This is a genomic window from Cupriavidus sp. GA3-3, from assembly GCF_000389805.1.
Classification (GTDB): domain Bacteria; phylum Pseudomonadota; class Gammaproteobacteria; order Burkholderiales; family Burkholderiaceae; genus Cupriavidus; species Cupriavidus necator_D.
Window position 1 is genome coordinate 1 of sequence record NZ_KB944492.1, and the last position, 23843, is coordinate 23843.

Below are 23843 nucleotides of genomic sequence, written 5' to 3' on the forward strand. Positions count from 1 at the left end.
CCGGGACGGCGGCGGTGCCAGCGGCGCGCACGCCGACGCCAGCGGGGCCGCGGCCTCCGGCGCGGCCGGCGAACATCGCCGCCACCGCCAGGCCGGCGCCAGCGCCCCGCCCGCCGGCGGCGCGCAGCAGTAAGGACAGCGCATGAACCCCTCACGCCTCTTCATCGAGCGCCCGGTCGCCACGGCGCTGCTGATGCTGGCCATCTTGCTGTCCGGGCTGGTGGCGTACCGGCTGCTGCCGCTGTCGGCGCTGCCCGAGGTCGACTACCCGACCATCCAGGTCACTACGCTCTATCCTGGCGCCAGCCCGGACGTGATGACCTCGTCGGTGACCGCGCCGCTGGAGCGGCAGTTCGGCCAGATGCCGGGCCTGAAGCAGATGTCGTCGTCCTCGTCGGGCGGCGCTTCGGTGATCACGCTGCAGTTCGAGCTGACGCTGCCGCTGGACGTGGCCGAGCAGGAGGTGCAGGCCGCCATCAACGCCGGCAGCAACCTGCTGCCATCCGACCTGCCGATGCCGCCGGTCTACAGCAAGGTCAACCCGGCCGACGCGCCGATCATGACCATCGCCATGACCTCGGACACCATGCCGCTGCCCAGGCTGCAGGACATGGTCGACACGCGCGTGGCACAGAAGATCTCGCAGATCCAGGGCGTGGGCCTGGTCACCATCAGCGGCGGCCAGCGCCCCGCGGTGCGCATCCAGGCCAACCCGGCCGCGCTGGCTTCGCTGGGCATGTCGATCGACGACCTGCGCACCGCCATTGGCGCATCCAACGTCAACGGCGCCAAGGGCAGCTTCGACGGCCCCGCGCGCGCCTCCACCATCGACGCCAACGACCAGCTGCGCTCGGCCGACGAATACCGCCAGATCATCCTGGGCTACAGGAACGGCGCGCCGATCCGCATCACCGACGTGGCCGAGATCGTCGACGGCCCCGAGAACAGCCGCCTGGCCGCCTGGGCCAACGACAAGCCCGCGATCGTGCTGAATATCCAGCGCCAGCCCGGTGCCAACGTGATCGAAGTGGTGGACCGCATCAAGGCGCTGCTGCCGCAACTGCAGAATGCGCTGCCGGCCTCGGTCCACGTGCAGCTGCTGACCGACCGCACCACCACCATCCGCGCCTCGGTCGAGGACGTGCAGTTCGAGCTGCTGCTGGCGATCGCGCTGGTGGTGCTGGTGATCTTCCTGTTCCTGCGCAATATACCGGCCACCATCATCCCGGGCGTGGCGGTGCCGCTGTCGCTGGTGGGCACCTTCGGCGTGATGTACCTGGCCGGCTTCTCGATCAACAACCTGACGCTGATGGCACTGACGATTGCCACCGGCTTCGTGGTCGATGATGCGATCGTGATGATCGAGAACATCATGCGCTACATCGAGAAGGGCGATTCGCCGATGGCGGCGGCGCTCAAGGGCTCGAAACAAATCGGCTTCACCATCATCTCGCTGACCTTCTCGCTGGTGGCGGTGCTGATCCCGCTGCTGTTCATGGGCGACGTGGTCGGGCGCCTGTTCCGGGAATTCGCGATCACGCTGGCGGTGTCGATCCTGATCTCGGCAGTGGTATCGCTGACGCTCACGCCGATGATGTGCGCGCGCCTGCTGCACCATGTGCCGGAAGAGAAGCTGTCGCGCTTTCACCGCGCCAGCGGCCGCTTCTTCGACAACGTGATCGAGCGCTACGGCCGTGCGCTGGAGTGGGTGCTCGATCGTCAGAAAGCGACGCTGGTCGTGGCCGTGGCCACGCTGGTGCTGACCGGACTGCTGTATCTGCTGGTGCCAAAGGGCTTCTTCCCGGTGCAGGACACCGGCGTGATCCAGGGCATCACCGAGGCCGCCCAGACCACCTCGTTCGACGCCATGGCGCGCCGGCAGCAGGCCGTGGCCAAGGTGGTGATGCAGGACCCGGCAGTGGCAAGCCTGTCGTCGTTCATCGGCGTGGATGGCACCAACACCACGCTCAACGCCGGGCGCATGCTGATCAACCTCAAGCCCAAGGGCGAGCGCGACCCCATCGACGTGGTCACGCAGCGCCTGCAGCAGGCCGTGCACGAACTGGGCGGCGTGTCGCTGTACACGCAGCCGGTGCAGGACCTGACCATCGAGGACAAGGTCTCGCGCACGCAGTACCAGTTCACCGTCGAGGACCCCGATCCCGCCACGCTGGCCGCGTGGGTGCCGAAGCTGGTGGAACGCCTGCGCCAGGAACCCGAGTTGCGCGACGTCACCAGCGACCAGCAGAACAACGGCCTGCGCGCCTATGTCGATATCGACCGCGACGCCGCGGCGCGCTTCGGCATCACCACCGCGGTGATCGACAGCGCGCTGTACAGCGCCTTCGGCCAGCGGCTGGTGTCGACCATCTTCACGCAGTCGAGCCAGTACCGCGTGGTGCTGGAGACCATGCCGGAATTCCGCAAGAATCCGCAGTCGCTGGCCGACCTGCGCCTGCCCTCCTCTTCCGGCGGCCAGGTGCCGCTGGGCGCGTTCGCGCGCATCACCGAACGCACCGGCCCGCTGGTGATCAACCACCAGGGCCAGTTCCCGGCGGCGACGATCTCGTTCAACCTGGCGCCGGGCGAATCGCTGGGCGCCGCGGTCGACAAGATCACCAGGGTCGAGCAGGAGCTGGGCCTGCCGATCTCGATGCAGACCAGCTTCCAGGGCGCCGCGCTGGCCTTCCGCGCGTCGCTGTCGAACACGCTGTGGCTGATCCTGGCCGCGGTGGTGACGATGTATATCGTGCTGGGCGTGCTGTATGAAAGCACCATCCACCCGGTCACGATCCTGTCGACGCTGCCATCGGCGGGCGTCGGCGCGCTGCTGGCGCTGCTGTTGGCGGGGCAGGACCTGGGCATCATTGCGATCATCGGCATCATCCTGCTGATCGGCATCGTCAAGAAGAACGCGATCATGATGATCGACTTCGCGCTCGAGGCAGAGCGCGAGGGCGGCATGAAACCACGCGATGCGATCTTCCAGGCCTGCCTGCTGCGTTTCCGCCCGATCCTGATGACCACCATGGCGGCCCTGCTGGCGGCGCTGCCGCTGATGCTGGGTTCCGGCATCGGCAGCGAACTGCGCCGGCCGCTGGGCGTGACCATGGTGGGCGGCCTGCTGGTCAGCCAGGTGCTGACGCTGTTCACCACGCCGGTGATCTACCTGGCGTTCGACCGCGTGGCCACGCGCGTGAAAGGCTGGCGCAAGCGGCGCTTCGGTGATCCGGAGGAAGGCGGCACGGGCGAGGAGCCGGTGTAACGATGAATCTCTCGGCTGCCTTCATCCACCGCCCCGTCGCGACCGCGCTGCTGACGCTCGGCATCCTGCTGGCGGGGCTGGCCGCGCTGCGGCTGCTGCCGGTGTCGCCGCTGCCGCAGGTGGACTTCCCGACCATCTCGGTATCGGCGTCGCTGCCAGGCGCGAGTCCTGAAACGATGGCCGCCACCGTGGCGACGCCGCTCGAGCGCGCGCTCGGCACCATTGCCGGCGTGACCGAGATCACTTCGAGCAGTTCGCTCGGCTCCACCCGGGTGACGCTGCAGTTCGACCTGTCGCGCAATATCGACGGCGCCGCGCGCGACGTGCAGGCGGCCATCAATGCCTCGCGCGCGACACTGCCGACCAGCCTGCCCAACAACCCGACCTACCGCAAGGTCAACCCGGCCGATGCGCCGATCATGATCATCGCGCTGACCTCGCCGACCATGACGCGCGGGCAGCTGTACGACGCGGCCTCGACCATCCTGGCGCAGAAGCTGTCGCAGGTCGATGGCGTGGGCCAGGTCACCATCGGCGGGGCCTCGCTGCCGGCCGTGCGGGTCGAGCTGAACCCGACCGCGCTGAACAACTACGGCATCTCGCTGGAGGATGTGCGCAACACCATCAGCGCGACCAACGCCAACCGGCCGCTGGGCACGCTGGAGAACGCCGCCAGCAACTGGCAGGTCTACGCCAACGACCAGGCGATGAAGGCGGAAGACTACATGCCGCTGATCATCCGCTATGCCACGCCGGGAACCTTCTCGTCGACGTCGGCGGGCGCGCTGATTGCCAGCACCGCCAACGCCGCCGCCAGCGGCGGCGTCAGCACCAAGGTGGTCAACGGCGTGACCGTGACCACGCTGACCACCAGCAGCGGCACCACCACCATCACCAGCGGCGCCACCGGAGGCACCAGTGCCACCAGCGGCCCCAACTCGTTCGCGGTGCCGGTGCGGCTGCGCGACGTGGCCAATGTGGTCGACTCGGTGCAGGACATCCGCAACGCCGGCTCGGCCAACGGCAAGCCGTCGGTGCTGCTGGTGCTGAACCGCTCGCCCGGCGCCAACATCATCGAGACCGTCGACCGCGTCAACGAGATGCTGCCGCAGCTGCAAAAGATGATCCCCGCGGCAATCTCGATGGACGTGATGATGGACCGCACGCCCACCATCCGCGCCTCGCTGCGCGAGGTCGAGAACACGCTGATGATCTCGGTGGCGCTGGTGATCATGGTGGTGTTCGTGTTCCTGCGCAATGTGCGCGCCACCCTTATCCCCAGCGTGGCGGTGCCGGTGTCGCTGATCGGCACGTTCTCGGTGATGTACCTGGCCGGGTTCTCGCTGAACAACCTGTCGCTGATGGCGCTGACCATCGCCACCGGCTTTGTGGTCGACGATGCCATCGTGGTGCTGGAGAACATCTCGCGCCACATCGAGGAAGGCATGAAGCCGCTTGCCGCGGCACTGCGCGGGGCGCGCGAAGTGGGTTTCACGGTGCTGTCGATGAGCCTGTCGCTGATCGCGGTATTCATCCCGCTGCTGATGATGGGCGGCATCGTCGGCCGGCTGTTCCAGGAATTCGCGATCACGCTGTCGGTGGCGATCCTGGTGTCGCTGGTGGTGTCGCTGACCACCACGCCGATGATGTGCGCACGGATGCTGCGCCCGCCCGAGCCGGAGAAGCAGGGCCGCTTCTTCCGTGCCACCGAGCGCATGTTCCAGTGGCTGCACGACGGCTATGCGCGCTCGCTGTCCACGGCGCTGCGCCTGAGTCCGCTGGTGTGGCTGGTGCTGATCGCCACCATCGCACTCAACGTGTACCTGTACGTGATCGTTCCCAAGGGCTTCTTCCCACAGCAGGACACGGGCCGGCTGATCGGCTTTATCCGCGCCGACCAGGCCACCTCGTTCCAGGCCATGCGCGGCAAGCTCGACAATTTCATCAAGATCGTCCAGTCCGACCCCGCCGTGGTCAACGTGACCGGCTTTACCGGCGGTTCCCAGCGCAATACCGGGCAGATGTTCGTCACGCTCAAGCCGCTGTCGGAGCGCAACGAATCGGCCGACGCCATCATCGCGCGGCTGCGCGGCAAGCTGTCCAAGGAGCCGGGCGCGAGCCTGTTCCTGCAGTCGGTGCAGGATATCCGCATCGGCGGGCGGCAGAGCAGCTCGCAGTACCAGTTCACGCTGCAGTCGGACGACCTGGAAGTGCTGCGCGCGTGGGAGCCCAAGGTGCGCGCCGCGTTGTCGAACCTGAAGGGGCTGGAGGATATCGACACCGATACCAACGACAAGGGCCTGCAGACCTCGGTGATCATCGACCGCGACGCGGCCTCGCGCCTGGGCGTGACCGCGCAGCAGGTGGATGCGGTGCTCAACGATGCCTTCGGCCAGCGGCTGGTGTCCACCATCTACCATCCGCTGAACCAGTACCGCGTGGTGATGGAGCTGAGCCAGGAATACCTGCAAGGGCCCGATGCGCTCAAGGACATCTACGTGGTCACCGGCAACGGCAACCGCGTGCCGCTGGCGGCGTTCGCGCGCGTGACCCCGTCCAGCACGCCGCTGGGCGTGAACCACCAGGGCCAGTTCGCGGCCTCGACGATCTCGTTCAACCTGGCCGAGGGCACTTCGCTGTCGCAGGCGACCGACGCGATCACCCGCGAGATGGCGCGCATCGGCGTGCCGGAGACGCTGCGCGCCAACTTCCAGGGCGGCGCCAAGGCGTTCCAGGATTCGCTCAAGAGTCAGCCGATCCTGATCCTGGCGGCGCTGATCACGATCTACATCGTGCTGGGCGTGCTGTATGAAAGCTATGTGCATCCGCTGACGATCCTGTCGACGCTGCCCTCCGCCGGCGTGGGCGCGCTGCTGGCGCTGCTGGCATCGAAGACCGACTTCAGCATCATCGCGCTGATCGGCGTGATCCTGCTGATCGGCATCGTGAAAAAGAACGCGATCATGATGATCGACTTCGCCATCGATGCCGAACGGCGCGATGGCCTGTCGCCGCGCGACGCGATCTACCGCGCCTGCCTGCTGCGCTTCCGCCCGATCCTGATGACCACCATGGCCGCGCTGCTGGGCGCGGTGCCGCTGGCAATCGGCCGCGGCGACGGCGCCGAACTGCGCGCGCCGCTGGGCATCTCCATTGTCGGCGGACTGGTGGTAAGCCAGCTGCTGACGCTGTACACCACGCCGGTGGTCTACCTGACGCTGGACCGCTGGCGCCTGAAGGTCAAGGCCTGGCGCCAGCGCCGCCGTGGTGCCGGCACGCCTGACCAGCCGGCCGCCGTCTAGATTTGCGAAGACTCGACATGACAGTTCTTTCCCGCCTCCTGACCCATGCCCTGCCGGTGTCGCTGGCCTGCGCGCTGCTGCTGGCCGGCTGCGCCGTCGGCCCCGACTACCAGCGCCCCGACGCGCCGGTTTCCGCATCCTTCAAGGAAGCCGATGCCGCCACCCCCGCCTGGACCGGCGACTGGAAGCCCGCCGAGCCGCAGGATGCGCTGGCACGCGCCGACTGGTGGACCGTGTTCGGCGATGCGCAGCTCGACGCGCTGATGTCCGAGGTGCAGATCTCGAACCAGAATATCAAGGCCGCCGAGGCGCAGTACCGCCAGGCGGTGGCGTCGCTGCAGGCCGCGCGCGCCGGCTTCTTCCCGACCGTCGACGCACAGGCCGGCGCCTCGCGCGCGCGCGGCGCCAGCGGCAGCACGCTCAACGGGCAGAGCGCGACCCTGGGCGCAACCTGGGAAATCGACGTCTGGGGCCGCGTGCGGCGCCAGGTGGAAAGCAGCGAGGCCAGCGCGCAAGCCAGCCAGGCCGACCTGGCCTCGACGCTGCTGTCGACACAGGCAACGCTGGCGCAGAGCTACTTCCTGCTGCGCGTGGCCGATGCGCAGAAGGCCCTGCTGGACCGCACCGTGGCCGACTACCAGAAGTCGCTGCAGCTGGTGCAGAACCAGTATGCGGCGGGCACCGCGCAGCGCTCGGACGTGCTGCAGTCCGAGACCCAGCTCAAGAGCGCGCAGGCGCAGCAGATCGACATCCAGATCACGCGCGCGCAGCTGGAGCACGCCATCGCGGTGCTGGTGGGCAAGCCGCCCGCGGCGCTGACGCTGGCCGCCGACGACTTCCGCACCGCGCCGCCGCGCGTGCCGGCCGCGGTGCCGTCGCAACTGCTGGAACGCCGCCCAGACATCAGCGCGGCCGAGCGCCGCATGGCCTCGGCCAATGCGCAGATCGGCGTGGCGCAGGCGGCCTACTATCCGACCCTGTCGCTGTCGGCCAGCGGCGGCCTGACCGCCAGCACGCTGGCGCGCTGGATGTCGCTGCCGGACCGGATCTGGTCGATCGGCGGCGGCCTGGCCGGCACGCTGTTCGACGGCGGGCTGCGCAGCGCGGCCAAGGCGCAGGCGGTGGCGGCCTACGACCAGACCGTGGCCAACTACCGCCAGACCGTGCTGGGCGCGTTCCAGGAAGTCGAGGACAACCTCGCCGCGCAACGGCTGCTGGAACAGGAAGCGGTGGTGCAGAACGACGCGCTGCGCTCGGCGCGCGAGGCGCTGGTGCTGGTGAACAACCGCTACCGCGCCGGCACCGCTGGCCTGCTCGACGTGCTGACGGCACAGACCAGCGCCTATACCGCCGAGCGCACCGCGCTGTCGATCGCCGGCCGCCAGTACACGGCGGCGGTGGTACTGATCAAGGCGCTGGGCGGCGGCTGGCATGCGCCCGGTGCGGAGGCTGCGCCGGCACAGGCCGGTTCGAACCAGGCCGTCAGCCAGCGCTAGCCGCAGGCGCGCGCGGCAGCGGCTGTTGGCAGATGCGCTCGCGCAGCCAGGTGGCAGCCTTGCCCAGCGGCCGCTGCTTGTGCCAGACCAGCTCCATCGCCACCGGCCAGTCCTGCTGCTGGAATGCCAGCGGCGGCGTCACCAGCCGCGCCGCGGCCGGCGAATTGGCCACCACGTGCCACGGCACGAAGGCCCAGCCCAGCCCGCGCTTGACCAGCTCCACGATCACCCACTGGCTTTCCACCCACCACACGTCCGCGGCCACGCGCAGGCGCATCTTCTCTTCGCTGTCTGAGCGGGTGGCGACCATCAGCTGGCGATAGCGCTTCAGTTCCTCCCAGTCCACACGCTGGCCGGCCAGCGGATGCTCGGGCGCGCACAGGATCTGCATCGGCACCCAGCCCAGCGCATGGAAGCCCAGCGCCGGTGGCAGCACCTCCTGCCGCCACATGATGCCGAGGTCGGCGCCGCCCTCCAGGACCAGCCGGCTGACGTCCTCCATCAGCGGAAACAGCAACTCAAGCTCCACCGCCGGGAAGCGGCTGGAGAACTCTTCCAGCAGCATGCCCAGCGTCTCTTCCGGATAGAGCTCGTCCACCGCCAGCACCAGCCGCGTCTCCACGCCCTCGCCCAGGCTCTTGGCCACGCCGCGGAAGTGCTCGCAGCGCTCCAGGATCACGCGCGCCTCGGCCAGCAGCCGCTCGCCCGCGGGGGTCAGTACCGGGTAACGGGCGGAGCGGTCGAACAGCGCGTTGCCGGCGTCGATTTCCAGGTTGGACACCGCCGCGCTGACCACCGACTGCGCCTTGCCCAGCCGGCGCGCGGCGGCCGAGAACGAACCGGTGTCAGCCGCCGCGACGAATGCCTGCAATTGCTCGATGGAGAGGCTCATAAATAACTTTCCATGCTTATCTATCTGTTTTACAGATAGTATCCAACTTGGCAATCCCTACCCAGCAGATAGACTAGCTCCCATCGCGTTTGACACGCAAGGAGAACAACGATGCGCAAGACCTGGGACCGGATTCGCCACGCCGTCGGCTTCGAGGTGGTCGGCCTGCTGATTTTCGCGCCGCTGGCCAGCTGGGCCTTCGGCTATGAACTGCACGAGATGGGCGTGATCGGAGCGGTCGCCTCGCTGATCGCCACCGGCTGGAACTACCTGTACAACGTGCTGTTCGACAAGGGCATGCTGCGTTTCACCGGCCAGCTGCGCAAGTCGGTGCCGGTGCGCGTGCTGCACGCCGTGCTGTTCGAGCTGGGCCTGCTGGTGGTGTTCCTGCCGTCGGTGGCCTGGTACCTGGACATCAGCCTGGTCGATGCGCTCATCATGGACCTCGCCGTGGCCGGCTTCTACATGGTCTACGCGCTGGTGTACAACTGGCTGTACGACATCGTCTTCCCGGTGCCTTCACTGCAGGCACAAGCCAAGCCGGAAGGCGCCGCGCTCGGCTGAGCGCGGGTTTTTCCCGACCCCGGAGGCGTCACTCCGGGGTCTTCCCCATCTTGTCGCATCCGGTCGAATTGTTATACTCCATAACAAATCCAATTCGACCGGAGGCAGCGCGCCCGCGCTTGCGTACCGGCGCATCCTGCACGCGGGGGAGACACCATGAAGATCGCAATCGCCGGTGGCGGCATCGGCGGACTGACGCTGGCGCTGCTATGCCACCGCCACGGCATCGAGGCCGAGGTCTGGGAGGCCAGCGAAACGCTGCGCCCGCTGGGCGTGGGCATCAACCTGCTGCCGCACGCCGTGCGTATCCTGTCCGAGCTGGGACTGCGCGACGCGCTGGCGGATATCGCCATCGAGACCTCGTCGCTCTCGTACTACAACAAGCGCGGCCAGCGCATCTGGCATGAGCCGCGCGGGCTGGCGGCCGGCTACGACTGGCCGCAATTCTCGATCCATCGCGGCGAATTCCAGATGCTGTTGCACCGTACCGTGGTGGAGCGCCTGGGCGCCGGCGCCGTGCATACCGGCCATAGCTTCGAGACCGTGCTGGACACCGGCGCGGGCGGACAGGCGCGCTTTGGCCTGCGCCGCCGCAGCGACAATGCCGAGGTCGAGGCCAGCGCCGATGTGCTGGTCGGCGCCGACGGCATCCACTCGGCGGTGCGCCGCCATTTCTACCCCACCGGCGACCTGCCGCGTTTTTCGCGCCGCCTGCTGTGGCGTGCGGTCACCGAGGCGCCGCCCTACCTGGACGGCCGCTCGATGTTCATGGCCGGGCACCAGGACCAGAAGTTCGTGGCCTATCCGATCTCGGAACCGCTGCGCCGCCAGGGCCGCTCGCTGGTCAACTGGATCGCCGAGCTGCGCGTGCCCGACAGCGTGCCCGACACCCCGCCGCGCAGCGACTGGAACAAGCAGGTCGACAAATCCGTGTTCTGCGCCGCGTTTGCCGACTGGCGGTGGGACTGGATCGACATCCCCGCGCTGATCGACGGTGCCGAGGCGATCTACGAATTCCCGATGGTCGACAAGGACCCGCTGCCGCGCTGGACCTTCGACCGCGTCACGCTGCTGGGCGACGCCGCGCACCCGATGTACCCGATCGGCTCGAACGGCAGCGCCCAGGCGATCCTGGACGCGCGCTACCTGCTCGACAGCCTGCTCGGCACGCCCGACACCGGCTACGCGCTGCGCGAATACGAGGCCGAGCGCCTGCCGCGCACCGCCGGAATCGTGCTGCGCAACCGCATGAACGGGCCCGAGCAGGTGATGCAGCTGGCCGAGGAACGCGCGCCGCAGGGCTTTGCCGACATCGACCAGGTGATCCCGCGCGCGGAACTTGAGGCGATCTCGCTGCGGTACAAGCAGCTGGCGGGATTCGACCGGCAGTCGATGCAGGGCAGGCGGTAGGATCCGGCAGGTTTGACAATGCAGAACAAGACCATCGAGAGAGGAGACACCATGGCGCCCCTGACCACCACCAAGCTGGCCCGCCTCGCACTGGCCGCGGCCCTCGCCTTCAGCGCCGGCAGTGCGCTGGCCGACATCACCGTCGGCGTCAGCCTGTCCACCACCGGCCCGTCGGCGTCGCTGGGTATCCCGCAGAAGAACTCGCTGGCCTACCTGCCGCAGAAGATCGGCGGCGAGGCGGTACGCTACATCGTGCTGGACGATGCCTCGGACCCCACCCAGGGCGCCAAGGTGGCGCGCCGCTTTGTCTCCGAGGACAAGGTCGACATCATCCTGGGCTCGTCCGCGGTGGCGCCGTCGATCGCCATTGCCGAGGTGGCCGATGAGGCCCAGACCGTGCAGCTGGCGTTCTCGCCGATCGAACTCAAGCCCGGGCGCGGTGCCTGGACCTTCCGGCTGGCGCAGCCGGTGCGGCTGATGGCCAATGCCGTGGCCGCCACCGCCAAGACCAACGGCGTCAAGACCATCGGTTTTATCGGCTTTGCCGATGCCTACGGCGAGACCTGGCTGAAGGACTTCACCGCCGCCGCCAGCGCCAACGGCATCCGCCTGATCGCCACCGAGCGCTACGGCCGCGCCGATACCAGCGTGACCGCGCAGGCCATCAAGCTGATTGCCGCCAAACCCGACGCCATTTTGATCGCCGGCGCCGGCACCGGCGCCGCGCTGCCGCACACCACGCTGCGCGAGCGCGGCTACGGCGGCACCATCTACCACACCCATGGCGCGGCCACCAAGGACCTGATCCGCATCGGCGGGCGCATGGTCAATGGCGCGATCCTGCCGGCCGGGCCGGTGATCGTGCCGGAGCAGTTGCCCGCGGGCGACCCAGTGCGCAAGCCGGGGCTGGACTACGTCACCCGCTATGAGAAGCAATACGGGGCCGACAGCCGCACGCAGTTCGGCGCCCACGCCTACGACGCCGGGCTGGTGCTGGAGCGCATCGTGCCGGTGGCGCTCAGGCACGCCAGGCCGGGAACGCCGGCATTCCGCCAGGCGCTGCGGCAGGCACTGGAGACCGAGCGCGACATCGTGGTCTCGCACGGCGTGCTGAATTACAGTGGGCAAGACCACTATGGCTTCGACCAGCGCGGGCGGGTTATGCTGACCATCGACAACGGCAACTGGAAACTGCTGAAATGAATCCCGACGCATCCGGCACACCGCCCGCCGCACCCCCGCGCCCGCGCAGCACCACCGCCGCGTCCGCGCGGCGCAAGGCGCGAGACCCGCTTGCGCCGGATCCGGCCGCAAGCGGCGGTGCCGATGCCGGTTTCGACCCGCATGTGCCGAACATCGACTATGGCGTGCTCGACAATCTGATCGGCTACGCCATCCGCCGCGCGCAGATCCGCATCTATGAAGATTTCGTGCTGTCGCTGGCGCAATGGCAGATCACGCCGCCGCGCTTTTCGGCGCTGATCATCATCTCGCGCAACCCGCACCTGAAGCTGACCGAACTGGCGCAGATCCTCGGCATCGCGCGCTCGGGGGCGGTGCTGCTGGTCGACGCGCTGGAAGAGATGAACCTGGTGGCACGCCGCCCGGCAGCCGGCGATCGCCGCGCCTACAGCCTGGTGCTGACGGCAGCCGGCCGCCGCACGCTGGAAGCCGCCACGCAGGCAGTGGTGGCGCACGACGCGCACGTCGGCTCGGCGCTGAGCGAGGCCGAGCAGGCCACGCTGAAGTCACTGCTGGCTCGGCTGGCGCCGCCGCGCGCCGGCTGAGGGCAGTCGGCAAGACTGTCATCTGCCGGCCCGCGGCCATGCGTTAACATGGCCGCCATGCCAAGAACAATCGCCGCGCCTACTGCATCGCGACCCGGCGCCCTGCTGCGCTGCCTGTCGCCACTGCTCTCGCCCATCCTTGCCGCCGTGCTGCTGGCCGGCGGTCCCGCGCCCACCCCGGCGCAAGCCAAGGCGCCCGCCAAGACGGTCAAGGCGGCAAAAGCGGCGAAGGCCGCCACCGCCGCAAAAACCGCTGCCGATCCCGCACTGGTGAGCGCCGGCGTGCCGGCCCCGGTGGCCGCGGCGCTGCGCCGAGCCGGCGTGCCGGCGTCGGCCGCCAGCTTCTACGTGGTCAGGCTGGGCGCGGGCACCGCCCGCGCCAGCTGGAATGCGCAGCAGCCGATGAACCCGGCCTCGACCATGAAACTGGTCACCACCTTTGCCGGGCTGCAGCTGCTGGGGCCCGACTACCGCTGGCAGACCTCGCTCTATGCCGACGCCCAGCCCGGCTTCGACGGCACCGTCAACGGCAACGTCTACCTGCGCGGCCACGGCGATCCCAAGCTGGTGCCCGAGGAAATGGCCAAGCTGGTGGCGAAGGCGCGCGCCGGGGGCGCTACCGGCATCAACGGCGACCTGGTGCTGGACCGCAGCTACTTTGCCGATGGCCTGGACGGCAATGGCACCATCGACGGCGAAGTGCAGCGCGCCTACAACGTCGGCCCCGATGCGCTGCTGTATGCGTTCAAGACGCTGTCATTCACGCTGACGCCGGACCCGGCCAGCCAGACCGTGGCAGTCAGCGTCACACCCGAGCTGGCGCAGCTCAAGCTGGACAACCGGCTCACGCTGACCAACGGCCGCTGCGGCGACTGGCAGTCCAGCGCCAGCCCGAGCGTGCTGCCGCAGGCGGACGGCACCGTGCTGGCGTCGTTCTCGGGCGACTATGCCAGCGACTGCGGCGAGCACGTGCTCAATATCGCCACGCTGTCGCATGCGGAGTTCACATGGGGCGGCTTCGTCGCCGAATGGCAGCGCGCCGGCGGGCGCTTTGCCCATATGCCCGCGCTGCGCAGCGGCAAGGTGCCGCGCGGCGCGGTGCTGCTGGCGCGCCACTACGGCCTGCCGCTGGCAGACATCGTGCGCGACATCAACAAGTTCTCGAACAACGTGATGGCACGCCAGCTGTTCCTGACCATCGGCGCAGAAATGGACCGCGGCGGCCCGGCCAGCACCGGGCGCTCGATCCGCGTGGTGCAGCGCTGGCTGGCGCGCCAGGGGCTGGACATGCCCGGCCTGGTGCTGGACAACGGCTCGGGCCTGTCGCGCGAGGAACGCATCAGCGCCTATGACATGGCGCGCCTGCTGCAGCAGGCCGCGGCCAGCAACGTGGGGCCGGTGCTGATCGATTCGCTGCCGGTGCTGGGCGTCGACGGCACGCTGCGCAACCGCCTGACGCGCGCCAACGCGGCCGGCAACGGCTACCTGAAGACCGGCACGCTGGCCGACGTGCGCGCGCTGGCCGGCTATGTGGATGCTGCCGACGGCGGCCGCTACGTGGTGGTCAGCATGATCAACCATCCCAATGCCGCGCAGGCGCTGGAAGCACACGACGCCTTGCTGCAATGGGTGTACCGCGGCGCACCCTGAGTCCGCGCCGGCCAGGCCGCGGCGCGGCGCCGTGGCCTGGCGCCAACGCCGCGGCCGCATTTTGTTAAGCGGACGCTTACCAGCGTCCGATCCGCCCCTATAATGCCAGGGTGCCGGCCGCGTCCTGCGGCGGCAGCCTTCCGGGCCGGCCCTCGGCCCCGGGCCTGCATTGCCCCCTCGCCCTCTGACATGACTTCCCGACAGCCCCCGGTGTGGTTGCGCCTCTGGCATCGCTTCGCACCCGCCGAACGCGCCGGCTTTATCGACGGCGCGCGCTACTTTGCCCCGTCCCTGCCCGCGGTCTTCTCCTGGGGCCTGGTGACCGGCGTGGCGATGAGCAAATCCGTAATGACCGTGCCCGAAGCCATCGGCATGTCGCTGCTGGTCTATGCCGGCTCGGCGCAGCTGGCCGTGCTGCCGCTGTTCGCCGCGGGCCTGCCGCTGTGGACCATCTGGCTGACTGCGGCCGTGGTCAACCTGCGCTTTGTGATCTTCAGCGCCGGCATGCAGCCGCACTTCAGCTACATGCCGCTATGGCGGCGCACCATCCTGGGCTCGTTCAACGGCGACCTGCACTTCGTCTACTTCCTGCAGAAGTACAGCACGCCCGGCTACGAGCCCGGCAAGGAAGGCTACTTCTGGGGCATGGCGCTGACCAACTTCTGCATGTGGCAGCTGTCGTCGATCATGGGCATCGTGCTGGCCAGTCTGTTCCCCGACAGCTGGGGCCTGGGGCTGGCCGGCACCATGGCGCTGATCCCGGTGATGATCGCCACCATCAACTCGCGCTCGACGCTGCTGGCAGTGGTGGTGTCGGCGGTGCTGGCGCTGCTTTGCTTCGATTTGCCGTACCGTCTCAGCCTGGTGGTGGCAGTGGTGGGCGCGATTGCCGCCGGCATGGCCAGCGACGACCTGGCCGCGCGCGCGGCACTGCGCGGCATCCGCCGGCGCAAGCCCAAGGCCCCCGAGGTCACCAACGCCGCCGCGCCGGAAACGCCGCCGGGAGACCGCGCATGAGCCATCTTGAAATCTGGATTGCCATCCTTGGCATGGCGGTCGTCACCATCGTCACGCGCGCGCTGTTCCTGATGGCCGGCGAGCATGTCACCGTGCCCGACCGCATCGCGCGGGCGCTGCGCTATGCACCGGCCGCGGCGCTGGCGGCGATCATCCTGCCGGACCTGATGACCTGGCAGGGGCATTTCACGGTGGCGTTCTCCAACGACAAGCTGATGGCGGGGATTGCGGCCACGCTGTTCTACCTGCTGACGCGGAAGATGGTGGGGATGATCGGGGTGGGGATGGCGGTGTATACGGCGCTGAGGCTGCTGGGCGGCTGAATTGGCGGCATCGTGCTTGGCACACGCCGGCCCTCTCCCTGGCTCCTCTCCCGCACGCGGGAGAGGGGAGCAAACCGGCAGGTTATTTGCACCGCATGAGTCAAGAACCACCGCCTGTGTGCTCCCTCTCCCGCTTGCGGGAGAGGGTTGGGGAGAGGGCCGGAGCTTCAACGAAGTAAAGCCCCCAGGCAAGCCACCGCCCCCTATCCCCCAAACGCCGCCGCCGCCCGCTCCAGCCGATCCCGCACCCCCGCCCAATCCTGCCCTTCAGGCAACACCTCGAACATCAGCTGCGTATAGCCCTGCTTGTCGAGCTTGCGCAGCAAGCGGTAAAGCTCGCGCGCATAGGCCGCCGCATCCGCAGGCGCCTGCACCCAGGTACAGCGCTGGTCCACCAGCGGCGCCCGGCCGACCCACGCCACGCGGGCATCGTCCGGCAGCGAGGCCAGTTGCGCCGAAGCTGCTTGCGCATCGGCCAGCAGCAGCGGTGTGTGCGGCGCGTAGTGAGCCTTGAGCGTGCCTGAAGCCCGCGGCGCGGCCGCGTCGGGCGGCAGCGGGGCCGCGCCCAGTACCTGCGCCATCATCGCCGCGGTGATCGCCCCCGGCCGCAGCAGCACCGGGCCGATGCCCTGGTCCAGCCGCGACAGGTCGACGATGGTCGATTCGATACCGACCTCCACGCCATCGCCTTCCAGCACATAGACCGCATCGCCGAATTCATCGCGCACATGCTGCGCGGTGGTCGGGCTGACCTGGCCGAACTTGTTGGCCGACGGCGCGGCAATGCCGCCGCGGCCGCGCTTGAAGCGCGCCAGCAGCGCCTGCGCCACGGGGTGCGAGGGGCAACGCACGCCAATGCTGTCCTGGCCGCCGGCGACGGCCGGATGGATATGCGCGGCGCGCTTCAGGATCAGCGTCAGCGGGCCGGGCCAGAACGCGTCGATCAGTTGCTGCGCTGCCTCGGGGACCTCGTCGGTCCAGTAGCCGATATCGGCGCCGTCCACCACGTGGACGATCACCGGATGGTTCGACGGCCGGCCCTTGAGCGCGAAGATGCGGGCGACCGCCTCGGGGTTCTCGGCATCCGCACCGAGTCCGTAGACGGTTTCGGTGGGAAAGGCGACCAGTTGCCCGGCCTCGAGCAGGCGGACGGCTTCGTCCAGTTCAGCGGCCGTGGGCATGCGCGGCGACATCGTGTTCCTTGGAGCTATGGCTTCAGAGCGGGATATGCAGCGCCTGCGCGGCGGCGGCAAAGGCGGCGGCGGCCGCTTCGGCATGCTCGCCCACGCAGTTGACGTGGCCCATCTTGCGCGACGGGCGCGCATCGCCCTTGCCGTACAGGTGCAGCTTGGCGCCGGGTTGCGCCACCACCTCGTCCCAGGAAGGCGTACGCTCCAGGCCGAACTCGAACCACACGTCGCCCAGCAGATTCAGCATCTTGCCGGCCGAGTGCTGGCGCGTGCTGCCCAGCGGCAGCCGCGCCATGGCGCGCACCTGCTGTTCGAACTGGCTGGTCTCGCACGCATCCATGGTGATATGGCCGGAGTTGTGCGGGCGCGGCGCCATCTCGTTGGCGACCAGCGAGCCGTCGGTCAGCACGAAGAACTCGATGCACAGCACGCCGACGTAGCCCATCTCCGTGGCGATGGCAGCCGCTGCGGCACGCGCGCGGTCGGCGATCTCGGGCGACACGCTGGTCGACGGCATCACCGTCGAGAACAGGATGCCGTCGCGGTGCACGTTCTCGGCCAGCGGCCAGGTGGCGGTGGAGCCGTCCGCGGCACGCGCGGCCAGCACCGAGACCTCATAAGCCAGCGGCAGCATCTGCTCCAGCACGCACGGCACATGCTGCATGGCGTTCCAGGCGGCGCGCACGTCGTCGCGCGTCTTCACGCGCGCCTGGCCCTTGCCGTCGTAGCCCATGCGCGCGGTCTTGAGGATGCCGGGCAGCACGTGGTCGGGCAGCTGGTCGACATCGGCATCGTGCTGGATCACCCAGTGCGGGGCCGGCGACACGCCGGTGCGCTCGGCGCACGCGGCAAAGAACTTCTTCTCGCCGATGCGGTTCTGCGCGATCGACACGCAGTAGCCGCGCGGCGCGACAAAGGCGCCCAGCTGCTCGAGCCGGTCCAGCGACAGCGACGGCACGTTCTCGAACTCGGTGCTTACCGCCTGGCACAGCTTGCCCATCTCGGCCAGCGCGGCCTCGTCGGTGTATTGCGCACAGATATGCTTGTCCGCCACCGAACCGGCCGGGCTGTCCTGGTCCGGATCGAGCACGCATACGCGATAGCCCATCGCCTGCGCCGCATGCGTGAACATGCGGCCGAGCTGGCCGCCACCCAGCATGCCGAGCCACGCACCAGGCAGGATGGGCGCGTCGGGACGGTCGACGCCGAACTCGGCGCGCGATTCCGGCGTGTGGGCTTCGGAGAGATAGGGATGGATATCGGTGGGCATTGCTAGGTTCCGTGGGATGTCCGGATGATTACAGCGGCAGCATTACAGTGGCAAAGTCATCGCGCGCGCGGCTTCGGTCTGCTTCGCGCGGAATGCTTCCAGCGCGCCGGCCAGCGCCTCGTCGGTGGTGGCCAGCGTGGCGATCGCGTGCAGCGCGGCATTGGCGGCACCGGCCTCGCCGATGGCGAAGGTGGCCACCGGCACGCCCTTGGGCATCTGCACGATCGACAGCAGCGAATCCTCGCCGCGCAGGTACTTGGACGGCACCGGCACGCCGAACACCGGCACGATGGTCTTGGCGGCGATCATGCCGGGCAGGTGCGCGGCGCCGCCGGCACCGGCGATGATGGCGCGGATGCCGCGGCTGCGCGCGCTCTCGGCATAGCGGAACATGTCGTCCGCCATGCGGTGCGCGGACACCACCTGGGCTTCGAACGGCACGCCGAAATCCTTCAGCATGGCCACTGCGTGCTGCATCACGTCCCAGTCGGAACTGCTGCCCATCACCACGCCGACCAGCGGCTTGTCTTGCTTGCTCACTTCAGATCCTTGATTGTTTGCTCCCCTCTCCCGCTTGCGGGAGAGGGGCCGGGGGAGAGGGCTGGCGTTTCCCGACGCGTGGCGCCTTGCTAAACCACCCCTCTCCCCGGCCCTCTCCCGCTGAGGGGAGAGGGAGAACACCGTCGGGAAATTGATAACTTACTGCAGTTCTTCGCCCGTCAGACGCGTCAGCGCTTCACGGTACTTGGCGGCGGTCTTTTCGATCACCTCGTCCGGCAGTTGCGGCGCCGGCGCGGTCTTGGGCCAGGGCTTGCCGTCGATGCGCACGGCTTCCAGCCAGTCGCGCACGAACTGCTTGTCGAACGACGGCGGGTTGGTGCCCACCTGGTAGGAATCGGCCGGCCAGAAGCGCGACGAATCGGCGGTCAGGACCTCGTCCATCAGCGTCAGCACGCCATTGTCGTCCAGGCCGAACTCGAACTTGGTATCGGCGATGATGATGCCGCGCGTGGCCGCAAACTCGGCCGCTTCCTTGTACAGGCGGATCGAGATATCGCGCATCTGGCGCGCCAGCGCGATGCCGATGCGGGCCTCGACTTCGGCGAACGAGATGTTCTCGTCGTGCTCGCCCATCTCGGCCTTGGCGGCCGGGGTGAAGATCGGCTCGGGCAGCTTCTGCGCGTTCTGCAGGCCGGCGGGCAGCTCGATCCCGCACACCTTGCCGGTGGCCTGGTAGTCCTTCCAGCCGCTGCCGGCGAGATAGCCGCGCACCACGGCTTCGACCAGGATCGGCCGCAGGCGCTTGACCACCACGGCGCGGCCCTTGACCTGCTCCACTTCCTCCGGCGCGACCACGGTCTCGGGCGCGATGCCGGTCTCGTGGTTCGGCACGATGTGCGCGAGCTTGCGGAACCAGAAGTTCGCCATCTGGTTCAGCACGCGGCCCTTGTCGGGGATCGGCTCGCCCATGATGACGTCGAACGCCGACAGGCGGTCGGTGGTGACGATCAGCAGCTTGTCATTGCCGACGGCATAGTTGTCGCGCACTTTGCCGTGGCCCAGCAGCGGCAGCGAGTTGATGGAGGACTGGTAGAGAGCGTTGGACATGATGGTTCCGATAAAACGGCGAAGCCGCCGGGCGCTGGATGCGTGCCGCGGCGGCCGGAACTGCAATCCGCCTTCCCCTAGCGCGGAAGGCGGACTAGGGACATTTACTGCACGACCTGCGACAGCTTGCCCGCCTTGTACTGCTGCGCGATATCGGTCAGGCCGATCGGCTTGATCTTGCCGGCCTGGCCTTCGCAGCCGAAGGCGATGTAGCGCGCCTTGCACACCTGCTTGGCGGCTTCGCGGGCCGGCTTCAGGTATTCGCGCGGGTCGAACTTGCTCGGGTTCTCGGCGAAGAAGCGGCGGATCGCGCCGGTCATGGCCAGGCGGATGTCGGTGTCGATGTTGATCTTGCGCACGCCGTACTTGATCGCTTCCTGGATTTCCTCGACCGGCACGCCGTAGGTTTCCTTCATGTCGCCGCCGAACTTGCGGATCTCTTCCAGCAGTTCCTGCGGCACCGACGACGAGCCGTGCATCACCAGGTGGGTGTTGGGGATGCGGGCGTGGATTTCCTTGATGCGGCTGATCGCCAGGATGTCGCCGGTGGGCTTGCGCGTGAACTTGTAGGCGCCGTGCGAGGTGCCGATGGCGATGGCCAGGGCGTCCAGCTGGGTGGCCTTGACGAAGTCGGCGGCCTGCTCCGGATCGGTCAGCAGCATGGAGTGGTCCAGCACGCCGACGGCGCCGATGCCGTCTTCTTCGCCGGCTTCACCGGTTTCCAGCGAGCCCAGGCAGCCCAGTTCGCCTTCCACGGTCACGCCGACGGCGTGGGCCAGCTGCACCACCTTGCGGGTGACGTCGATGTTGTACTCGTACTCGGCCGGGGTCTTGCCGTCTTCGCGCAGCGAGCCGTCCATCATCACCGACGAGAAGCCCAGGTCGATCGCGCCCTGGCAGATCGCCGGCGACTGGCCGTGGTCCTGGTGCATCACCACGGGGATGTGCGGGTAGGCTTCGACCGCGGCTTCGATCAGGTGGCGCAGGAAATGCTCACCGGCGTATTTGCGCGCGCCGGCCGAGGCTTGCATGATCACCGGGGCGTTGACCTCGTCGGCCGCCTGCATGATGGCCTGCACTTGCTCGAGGTTGTTCACGTTGAAGGCCGGCAGGCCGTAGCTGTTCTCGGCCGCGTGGTCCAGCAGCTGGCGCATCGATACGAGTGGCATGTCTAACTCCTAAATAAAAATTGGGTGTCTCTGTATTTTTCTGTCGGCGCTCAATACCCCACCCTGACAATCTTCAGGGTGTTGGTACCGCCCGGCTGCCCCATCGGTTCGCCGATGGTCAGCACGATGAAATCGCCACGCTGCACCACGCCCTGCGCCAGCAGCAGCTCTTCGGCCTGCTCGAGCGCGGTGTCGCGGTCGGCGCTGGACTGCAGCGGCAGCGGCACCACGTTGCGGTACAGCTGCATCTTGCGCTGCGAGGCCAGGTTGGGCGTCATCGCATAGATCGGCACATGGATGCGGTGACGGCTCATCCACAATGCGGTGGCGCCGGAATCGGTCAGCGCGGCAATCGCCTTCACCTGCAAATGATAGGCCGTGAACAGCGCACCCATCGCCACCGACTGGTCGATGCGCGAGAAGGTCTGGTTCAGGAAATCGGTGTCGAGCTGCACCACCTCGGACTTCTCGGCTTCGATGCAGACCGCGGCCATGGCCTCGACCGTCTCCACGGGGTAGCGGCCGGCGGCGGTTTCAGCCGACAGCATCACCGCGTCGGTGCCGTCCAGCACGGCGTTGGCCACGTCCGAGACCTCGGCGCGCGTGGGCACCGGGTTGACGATCATGCTCTCCATCATCTGGGTGGCGGTGATGGTCAGCTTGTTGGCCTCGCGCGCCAGCTTGATCATGCGCTTCTGCAGCGCCGGCACGGCGGCATTGCCCACTTCCACGGCCAGGTCGCCGCGCGCCACCATGATGCCGTCGGACGCCTGCAGGATCTCTTCCAGCACGCCCGGGCGGATCGCCTCGGCACGCTCGATCTTGGCGATCATGCGGGCCTTGTGGCCGTGCGGCTGGCCGGCCACGGCGGTCAGCTGGCGCGCCATTTCCATGTCGGTGGCATTCTTGGGGAAGCTGACGGCGACGTAGTCCGCGCCCAGGGCCATGGCGGTCTTGATGTCGTCCATGTCCTTGGCGGTCAGCGCCGGCGCCGACAGCCCGCCGCCCTGGCGGTTGATGCCCTTGTTGTTGGACAGCTCGCCGCCCACGCGCACGGTGGTGAAGATCTCGCTGCCGAACACACGGTCCACCACCAGCACGATCAGGCCGTCGTTGAGCAGCAGCAGGTCGCCCGGGCCGACGTCGCGCGGCAGGTCCTGGTAGTCCAGGCCGGCGCGCTGCTCGTTGCCGAGCTGGCAGCTCGAATCCAGGATGAACGGATCGCCCACCTTGAGCGTGATCTTGCCGTGCTCGAACTTGCCGACGCGGATCTTGGGGCCCTGCAGGTCGGCCATGATGGCGACCTCGCGCCCGCATGCCTGCGCGGCTTCGCGCACCAGGCGGGCGCGGTCGAGATGGTCCTGGGCGGTGCCGTGCGAAAAATTCAGCCGCACCACGTCGACCCCCGCCGCGATCATGCGGGTCAGGATTTCCAGCGAGCTGGAGGCGGGGCCGATGGTGGCGACGATCTTGGTGGAACGAGTCATGCGCGGAATTCCTGGTTCAGGGCCCCGGCAATACCGCCGGGCCCGGCGGATGCGTCAGCCTGCGGCGCGCTGCTCCAGCACTTCGAATGCGGGCAGCTTCTTGCCTTCCAGGAATTCCAGGAACGCGCCGCCGCCGGTGGAGATATAGCCCACGCGGTCGGCAATGCCGTACTTGGCGATCGCGGCCAGCGTGTCGCCGCCGCCGGCGATCGAGAACGCCTTCGATTCAGCGATGGCCTGGGCCAGCACCTTGGTGCCGTTGCCGAACTGGTCGAATTCGAACACGCCCACCGGGCCGTTCCAGACGATGGTGCCGGCGGCCTTGAGCTGCTCGGCCAGCATCGCGGCGGTCCTGGGGCCGATGTCCAGGATCATGTCGTCGTCGGCCACGTCCTTGACGTCCTTGACGGTGGCCGCGGCAGTGGCGCTGAATTCCTTGGCGCACACCACGTCGACCGGGATCGGCACCGAGGCGCCCCGCCTGGCCATGATGTCGATGATGATTTTGGCGTCGCCGACCAGGTCGGCTTCGGCCAGTGACTTGCCGATCTTCAGGCCGGCGGCCAGCATGAAGGTATTGGCGATGCCGCCGCCGACGATCAGGTTGTCGACCTTGTCGGCCAGCGACTTCAGGATGGTCAGCTTGGTCGAGACCTTGGACCCGGCCACGATCGCCACCAGCGGGCGCGCCGGCTGGCCCAGCGCCTTGCCCAGCGCGTCGATCTCGGCGGCCAGCAGCGGGCCGGCGCAGGCGATCGGGGCGTACTTGGCGATGCCATGCGTGGTGGCTTCGGCACGGTGGGCGGTGCCGAAGGCATCGTTCACGTAGACGTCACACAGCTTGGCCATCTTCCGGGCCAGTTCGTCGCTGTTCTTCTTTTCGCCCTTGTTCACGCGGCAGTTTTCCAGCAGCACCACCTGGCCCGGCGCCACCTCGACGCCGTCGACCCAGTTCTGCACCAGCTTGACCGGCTTGCCCAGCAGCTCGGACAGGCGCGTGGCGATCGGCGCCAGCGAGTCCTCGGGCTTGAACTCGCCCTCGGTCGGGCGGCCCAGGTGGGAGGTGACCATCACCGCGGCGCCGCCAGCCAGGCATGCCTCGATGGCCGGCACCGAGGCGCGGATGCGGGTGTCCTCGGTGATGTTGCCGGCGTCATCCTGCGGCACGTTCAGGTCGGCGCGGATAAACACCCGCTTGCCGGAGATTTTGCCTTGGGAAATCAGGTCGGAAAGACGCAGGACAGAGGTCATGGCGATGGATGGCGCGAGATTTCGCTGGAATTCGGGGAAACGGGCATTTTACCTGATCGTGGTCAACGCTTTGCCGATTCCGGACCGTTACGCACTTAGCATGCGGCCCTTGCAGCACATTCAGGACAACCCCACAGGGTGCTAGTGACATACCTCCCCACG

Annotated in this window: 18 protein-coding genes; 10 read left to right on the forward strand and 8 right to left on the reverse strand. The window is 68.2% G+C overall.

Going from position 1 to position 23843, the window contains the following annotated elements; translation table 11 throughout:
- Window positions 1-142 precede the first annotated feature (142 nt).
- The 3 genes from C265_RS22385 to C265_RS22395 are packed head-to-tail and all read left to right on the forward strand — an operon-like array spanning window position 143 to window position 8063.
- Window positions 143-3265: an MdtB/MuxB family multidrug efflux RND transporter permease subunit gene (locus tag C265_RS22385; RefSeq protein ID WP_010812182.1), complete on the forward strand. Its 3123-nt coding sequence runs from the start codon at window positions 143-145 to the stop codon at window positions 3263-3265.
- A 2-nt stretch (window positions 3266-3267) separates the two neighbouring features.
- On the forward strand, window positions 3268-6567 hold the full coding sequence (locus tag C265_RS22390) for an efflux RND transporter permease subunit (protein ID WP_010812183.1): 3300 nt from the start codon (window positions 3268-3270) through the stop codon (window positions 6565-6567).
- Window positions 6568-6584: 17 nt separating this feature from the next.
- Window positions 6585-8063, forward strand: a complete 1479-nt coding sequence (locus tag C265_RS22395; RefSeq protein WP_010812184.1) for an efflux transporter outer membrane subunit — start codon at window positions 6585-6587, stop codon at window positions 8061-8063.
- Here the strand turns inward: C265_RS22395 and C265_RS22400 are convergent.
- Window positions 8050-8955, reverse strand: coding sequence for a LysR family transcriptional regulator (locus tag C265_RS22400; protein ID WP_010812185.1), 906 nt, complete (start codon window positions 8953-8955; stop codon window positions 8050-8052). The two genes, C265_RS22395 and C265_RS22400, sit on opposite strands and share 14 nt — an antisense overlap.
- A 111-nt stretch (window positions 8956-9066) precedes the next feature.
- On the opposite strand from C265_RS22400, the gene C265_RS22405 reads away from it, so the two are divergent.
- The 7 genes from C265_RS22405 to C265_RS22435 all read left to right on the forward strand — a co-directional run bounded on the left by C265_RS22405 (window position 9067) and on the right by C265_RS22435 (window position 15706).
- Window positions 9067-9519: a PACE efflux transporter gene (locus C265_RS22405; RefSeq protein WP_010812186.1), complete on the forward strand. Its 453-nt coding sequence runs from the start codon at window positions 9067-9069 to the stop codon at window positions 9517-9519.
- Window positions 9520-9675: 156 nt separating this feature from the next.
- Entirely contained in the window at window positions 9676-10929 is a 1254-nt protein-coding gene (locus C265_RS22410) for a flavin-dependent oxidoreductase (protein ID WP_010812187.1), read from the forward strand.
- Window positions 10930-10980: 51 nt separating this feature from the next.
- Window positions 10981-12132: an ABC transporter substrate-binding protein gene (locus tag C265_RS22415; protein WP_010812188.1), complete on the forward strand. Its 1152-nt coding sequence runs from the start codon at window positions 10981-10983 to the stop codon at window positions 12130-12132.
- The gene (locus tag C265_RS22420) at window positions 12129-12716 is read left to right on the forward strand and encodes a MarR family winged helix-turn-helix transcriptional regulator (protein ID WP_010812189.1); all 588 of its coding nucleotides are present in this window, start codon (window positions 12129-12131) and stop codon (window positions 12714-12716) included. Before C265_RS22415 ends, C265_RS22420 begins: the two co-directional genes overlap by 4 nt.
- 48 nt (window positions 12717-12764) lie before the next feature.
- Window positions 12765-14366, forward strand: a complete 1602-nt coding sequence (gene dacB / locus C265_RS22425) for a D-alanyl-D-alanine carboxypeptidase/D-alanyl-D-alanine-endopeptidase (RefSeq protein ID WP_010812190.1) — start codon at window positions 12765-12767, stop codon at window positions 14364-14366.
- Between the two features lie 189 nt (window positions 14367-14555).
- A complete protein-coding gene (locus C265_RS22430) occupies window positions 14556-15383 on the forward strand; it encodes an AzlC family ABC transporter permease (RefSeq protein ID WP_037025076.1) in 828 nt (275 codons plus the stop codon).
- A complete protein-coding gene (locus tag C265_RS22435) occupies window positions 15380-15706 on the forward strand; it encodes an AzlD domain-containing protein (RefSeq protein WP_010812192.1) in 327 nt (108 codons plus the stop codon). The genes C265_RS22430 and C265_RS22435 overlap by 4 nt, the downstream gene beginning before the upstream one ends.
- A 203-nt stretch (window positions 15707-15909) precedes the next feature.
- On the opposite strand, the gene C265_RS22440 is transcribed toward C265_RS22435, so the two are convergent.
- From C265_RS22440 to C265_RS22470, 7 genes are all read right to left on the reverse strand, one after another.
- On the reverse strand, window positions 15910-16899 hold the full coding sequence (locus C265_RS22440; protein ID WP_010812193.1) for an L-threonylcarbamoyladenylate synthase: 990 nt from the start codon (window positions 16897-16899) through the stop codon (window positions 15910-15912).
- A gap of 22 nt (window positions 16900-16921) precedes the next feature.
- Entirely contained in the window at window positions 16922-18166 is a 1245-nt protein-coding gene (locus tag C265_RS22445) for a 5-(carboxyamino)imidazole ribonucleotide synthase (protein ID WP_010812194.1), read from the reverse strand.
- A gap of 42 nt (window positions 18167-18208) precedes the next feature.
- Complete coding sequence (gene purE, locus C265_RS22450; protein ID WP_010812195.1) at window positions 18209-18706, reverse strand: 5-(carboxyamino)imidazole ribonucleotide mutase; 498 nt, start codon at window positions 18704-18706, stop codon at window positions 18209-18211.
- Between the two features lie 159 nt (window positions 18707-18865).
- Window positions 18866-19774, reverse strand: a complete 909-nt coding sequence (locus tag C265_RS22455; RefSeq protein WP_010812196.1) for a phosphoribosylaminoimidazolesuccinocarboxamide synthase — start codon at window positions 19772-19774, stop codon at window positions 18866-18868.
- Between the two features lie 104 nt (window positions 19775-19878).
- Window positions 19879-20943 (reverse strand): class II fructose-bisphosphate aldolase, encoded by a 1065-nt coding sequence (gene fba, locus C265_RS22460; protein ID WP_010812197.1) that lies wholly within the window; start codon window positions 20941-20943, stop codon window positions 19879-19881.
- Window positions 20944-20993: 50 nt separating this feature from the next.
- A complete protein-coding gene (gene pyk, locus C265_RS22465) occupies window positions 20994-22430 on the reverse strand; it encodes a pyruvate kinase (RefSeq protein WP_010812198.1) in 1437 nt (478 codons plus the stop codon).
- A 54-nt stretch (window positions 22431-22484) separates the two neighbouring features.
- Entirely contained in the window at window positions 22485-23681 is a 1197-nt protein-coding gene (locus C265_RS22470) for a phosphoglycerate kinase (protein WP_010812199.1), read from the reverse strand.
- Window positions 23682-23843 lie beyond the last annotated feature (162 nt).

Bases quoted from the DNA above. Each gene is read 5' to 3' on its own strand.
- C265_RS22410 (WP_010812187.1), top strand. From the start codon at position 9,676: ATGAAGATCGCAATCGCCGGTGGCGGCATCGGCGGACTGACGCTGGCG.
- C265_RS22445 (WP_010812194.1), bottom strand. From the start codon at position 18,166: ATGCCCACCGATATCCATCCCTATCTCTCCGAAGCCCACACGCCGGAA.
- C265_RS22415 (WP_010812188.1), top strand. From the start codon at position 10,981: ATGGCGCCCCTGACCACCACCAAGCTGGCCCGCCTCGCACTGGCCGCG.
- dacB (WP_010812190.1), top strand. From the start codon at position 12,765: ATGGCCGCCATGCCAAGAACAATCGCCGCGCCTACTGCATCGCGACCC.
- C265_RS22405 (WP_010812186.1), top strand. From the start codon at position 9,067: ATGCGCAAGACCTGGGACCGGATTCGCCACGCCGTCGGCTTCGAGGTG.
- C265_RS22430 (WP_037025076.1), top strand. From the start codon at position 14,556: ATGACTTCCCGACAGCCCCCGGTGTGGTTGCGCCTCTGGCATCGCTTC.
- C265_RS22390 (WP_010812183.1), top strand. From the start codon at position 3,268: ATGAATCTCTCGGCTGCCTTCATCCACCGCCCCGTCGCGACCGCGCTG.
- fba (WP_010812197.1), bottom strand. From the start codon at position 20,943: ATGCCACTCGTATCGATGCGCCAGCTGCTGGACCACGCGGCCGAGAAC.
- C265_RS22400 (WP_010812185.1), bottom strand. From the start codon at position 8,955: ATGAGCCTCTCCATCGAGCAATTGCAGGCATTCGTCGCGGCGGCTGAC.
- C265_RS22435 (WP_010812192.1), top strand. From the start codon at position 15,380: ATGAGCCATCTTGAAATCTGGATTGCCATCCTTGGCATGGCGGTCGTC.
- C265_RS22385 (WP_010812182.1), top strand. From the start codon at position 143: ATGAACCCCTCACGCCTCTTCATCGAGCGCCCGGTCGCCACGGCGCTG.
- C265_RS22395 (WP_010812184.1), top strand. From the start codon at position 6,585: ATGACAGTTCTTTCCCGCCTCCTGACCCATGCCCTGCCGGTGTCGCTG.
- pyk (WP_010812198.1), bottom strand. From the start codon at position 22,430: ATGACTCGTTCCACCAAGATCGTCGCCACCATCGGCCCCGCCTCCAGC.
- C265_RS22440 (WP_010812193.1), bottom strand. From the start codon at position 16,899: ATGTCGCCGCGCATGCCCACGGCCGCTGAACTGGACGAAGCCGTCCGC.
- C265_RS22455 (WP_010812196.1), bottom strand. From the start codon at position 19,774: ATGTCCAACGCTCTCTACCAGTCCTCCATCAACTCGCTGCCGCTGCTG.
- C265_RS22420 (WP_010812189.1), top strand. From the start codon at position 12,129: ATGAATCCCGACGCATCCGGCACACCGCCCGCCGCACCCCCGCGCCCG.
- C265_RS22470 (WP_010812199.1), bottom strand. From the start codon at position 23,681: ATGACCTCTGTCCTGCGTCTTTCCGACCTGATTTCCCAAGGCAAAATC.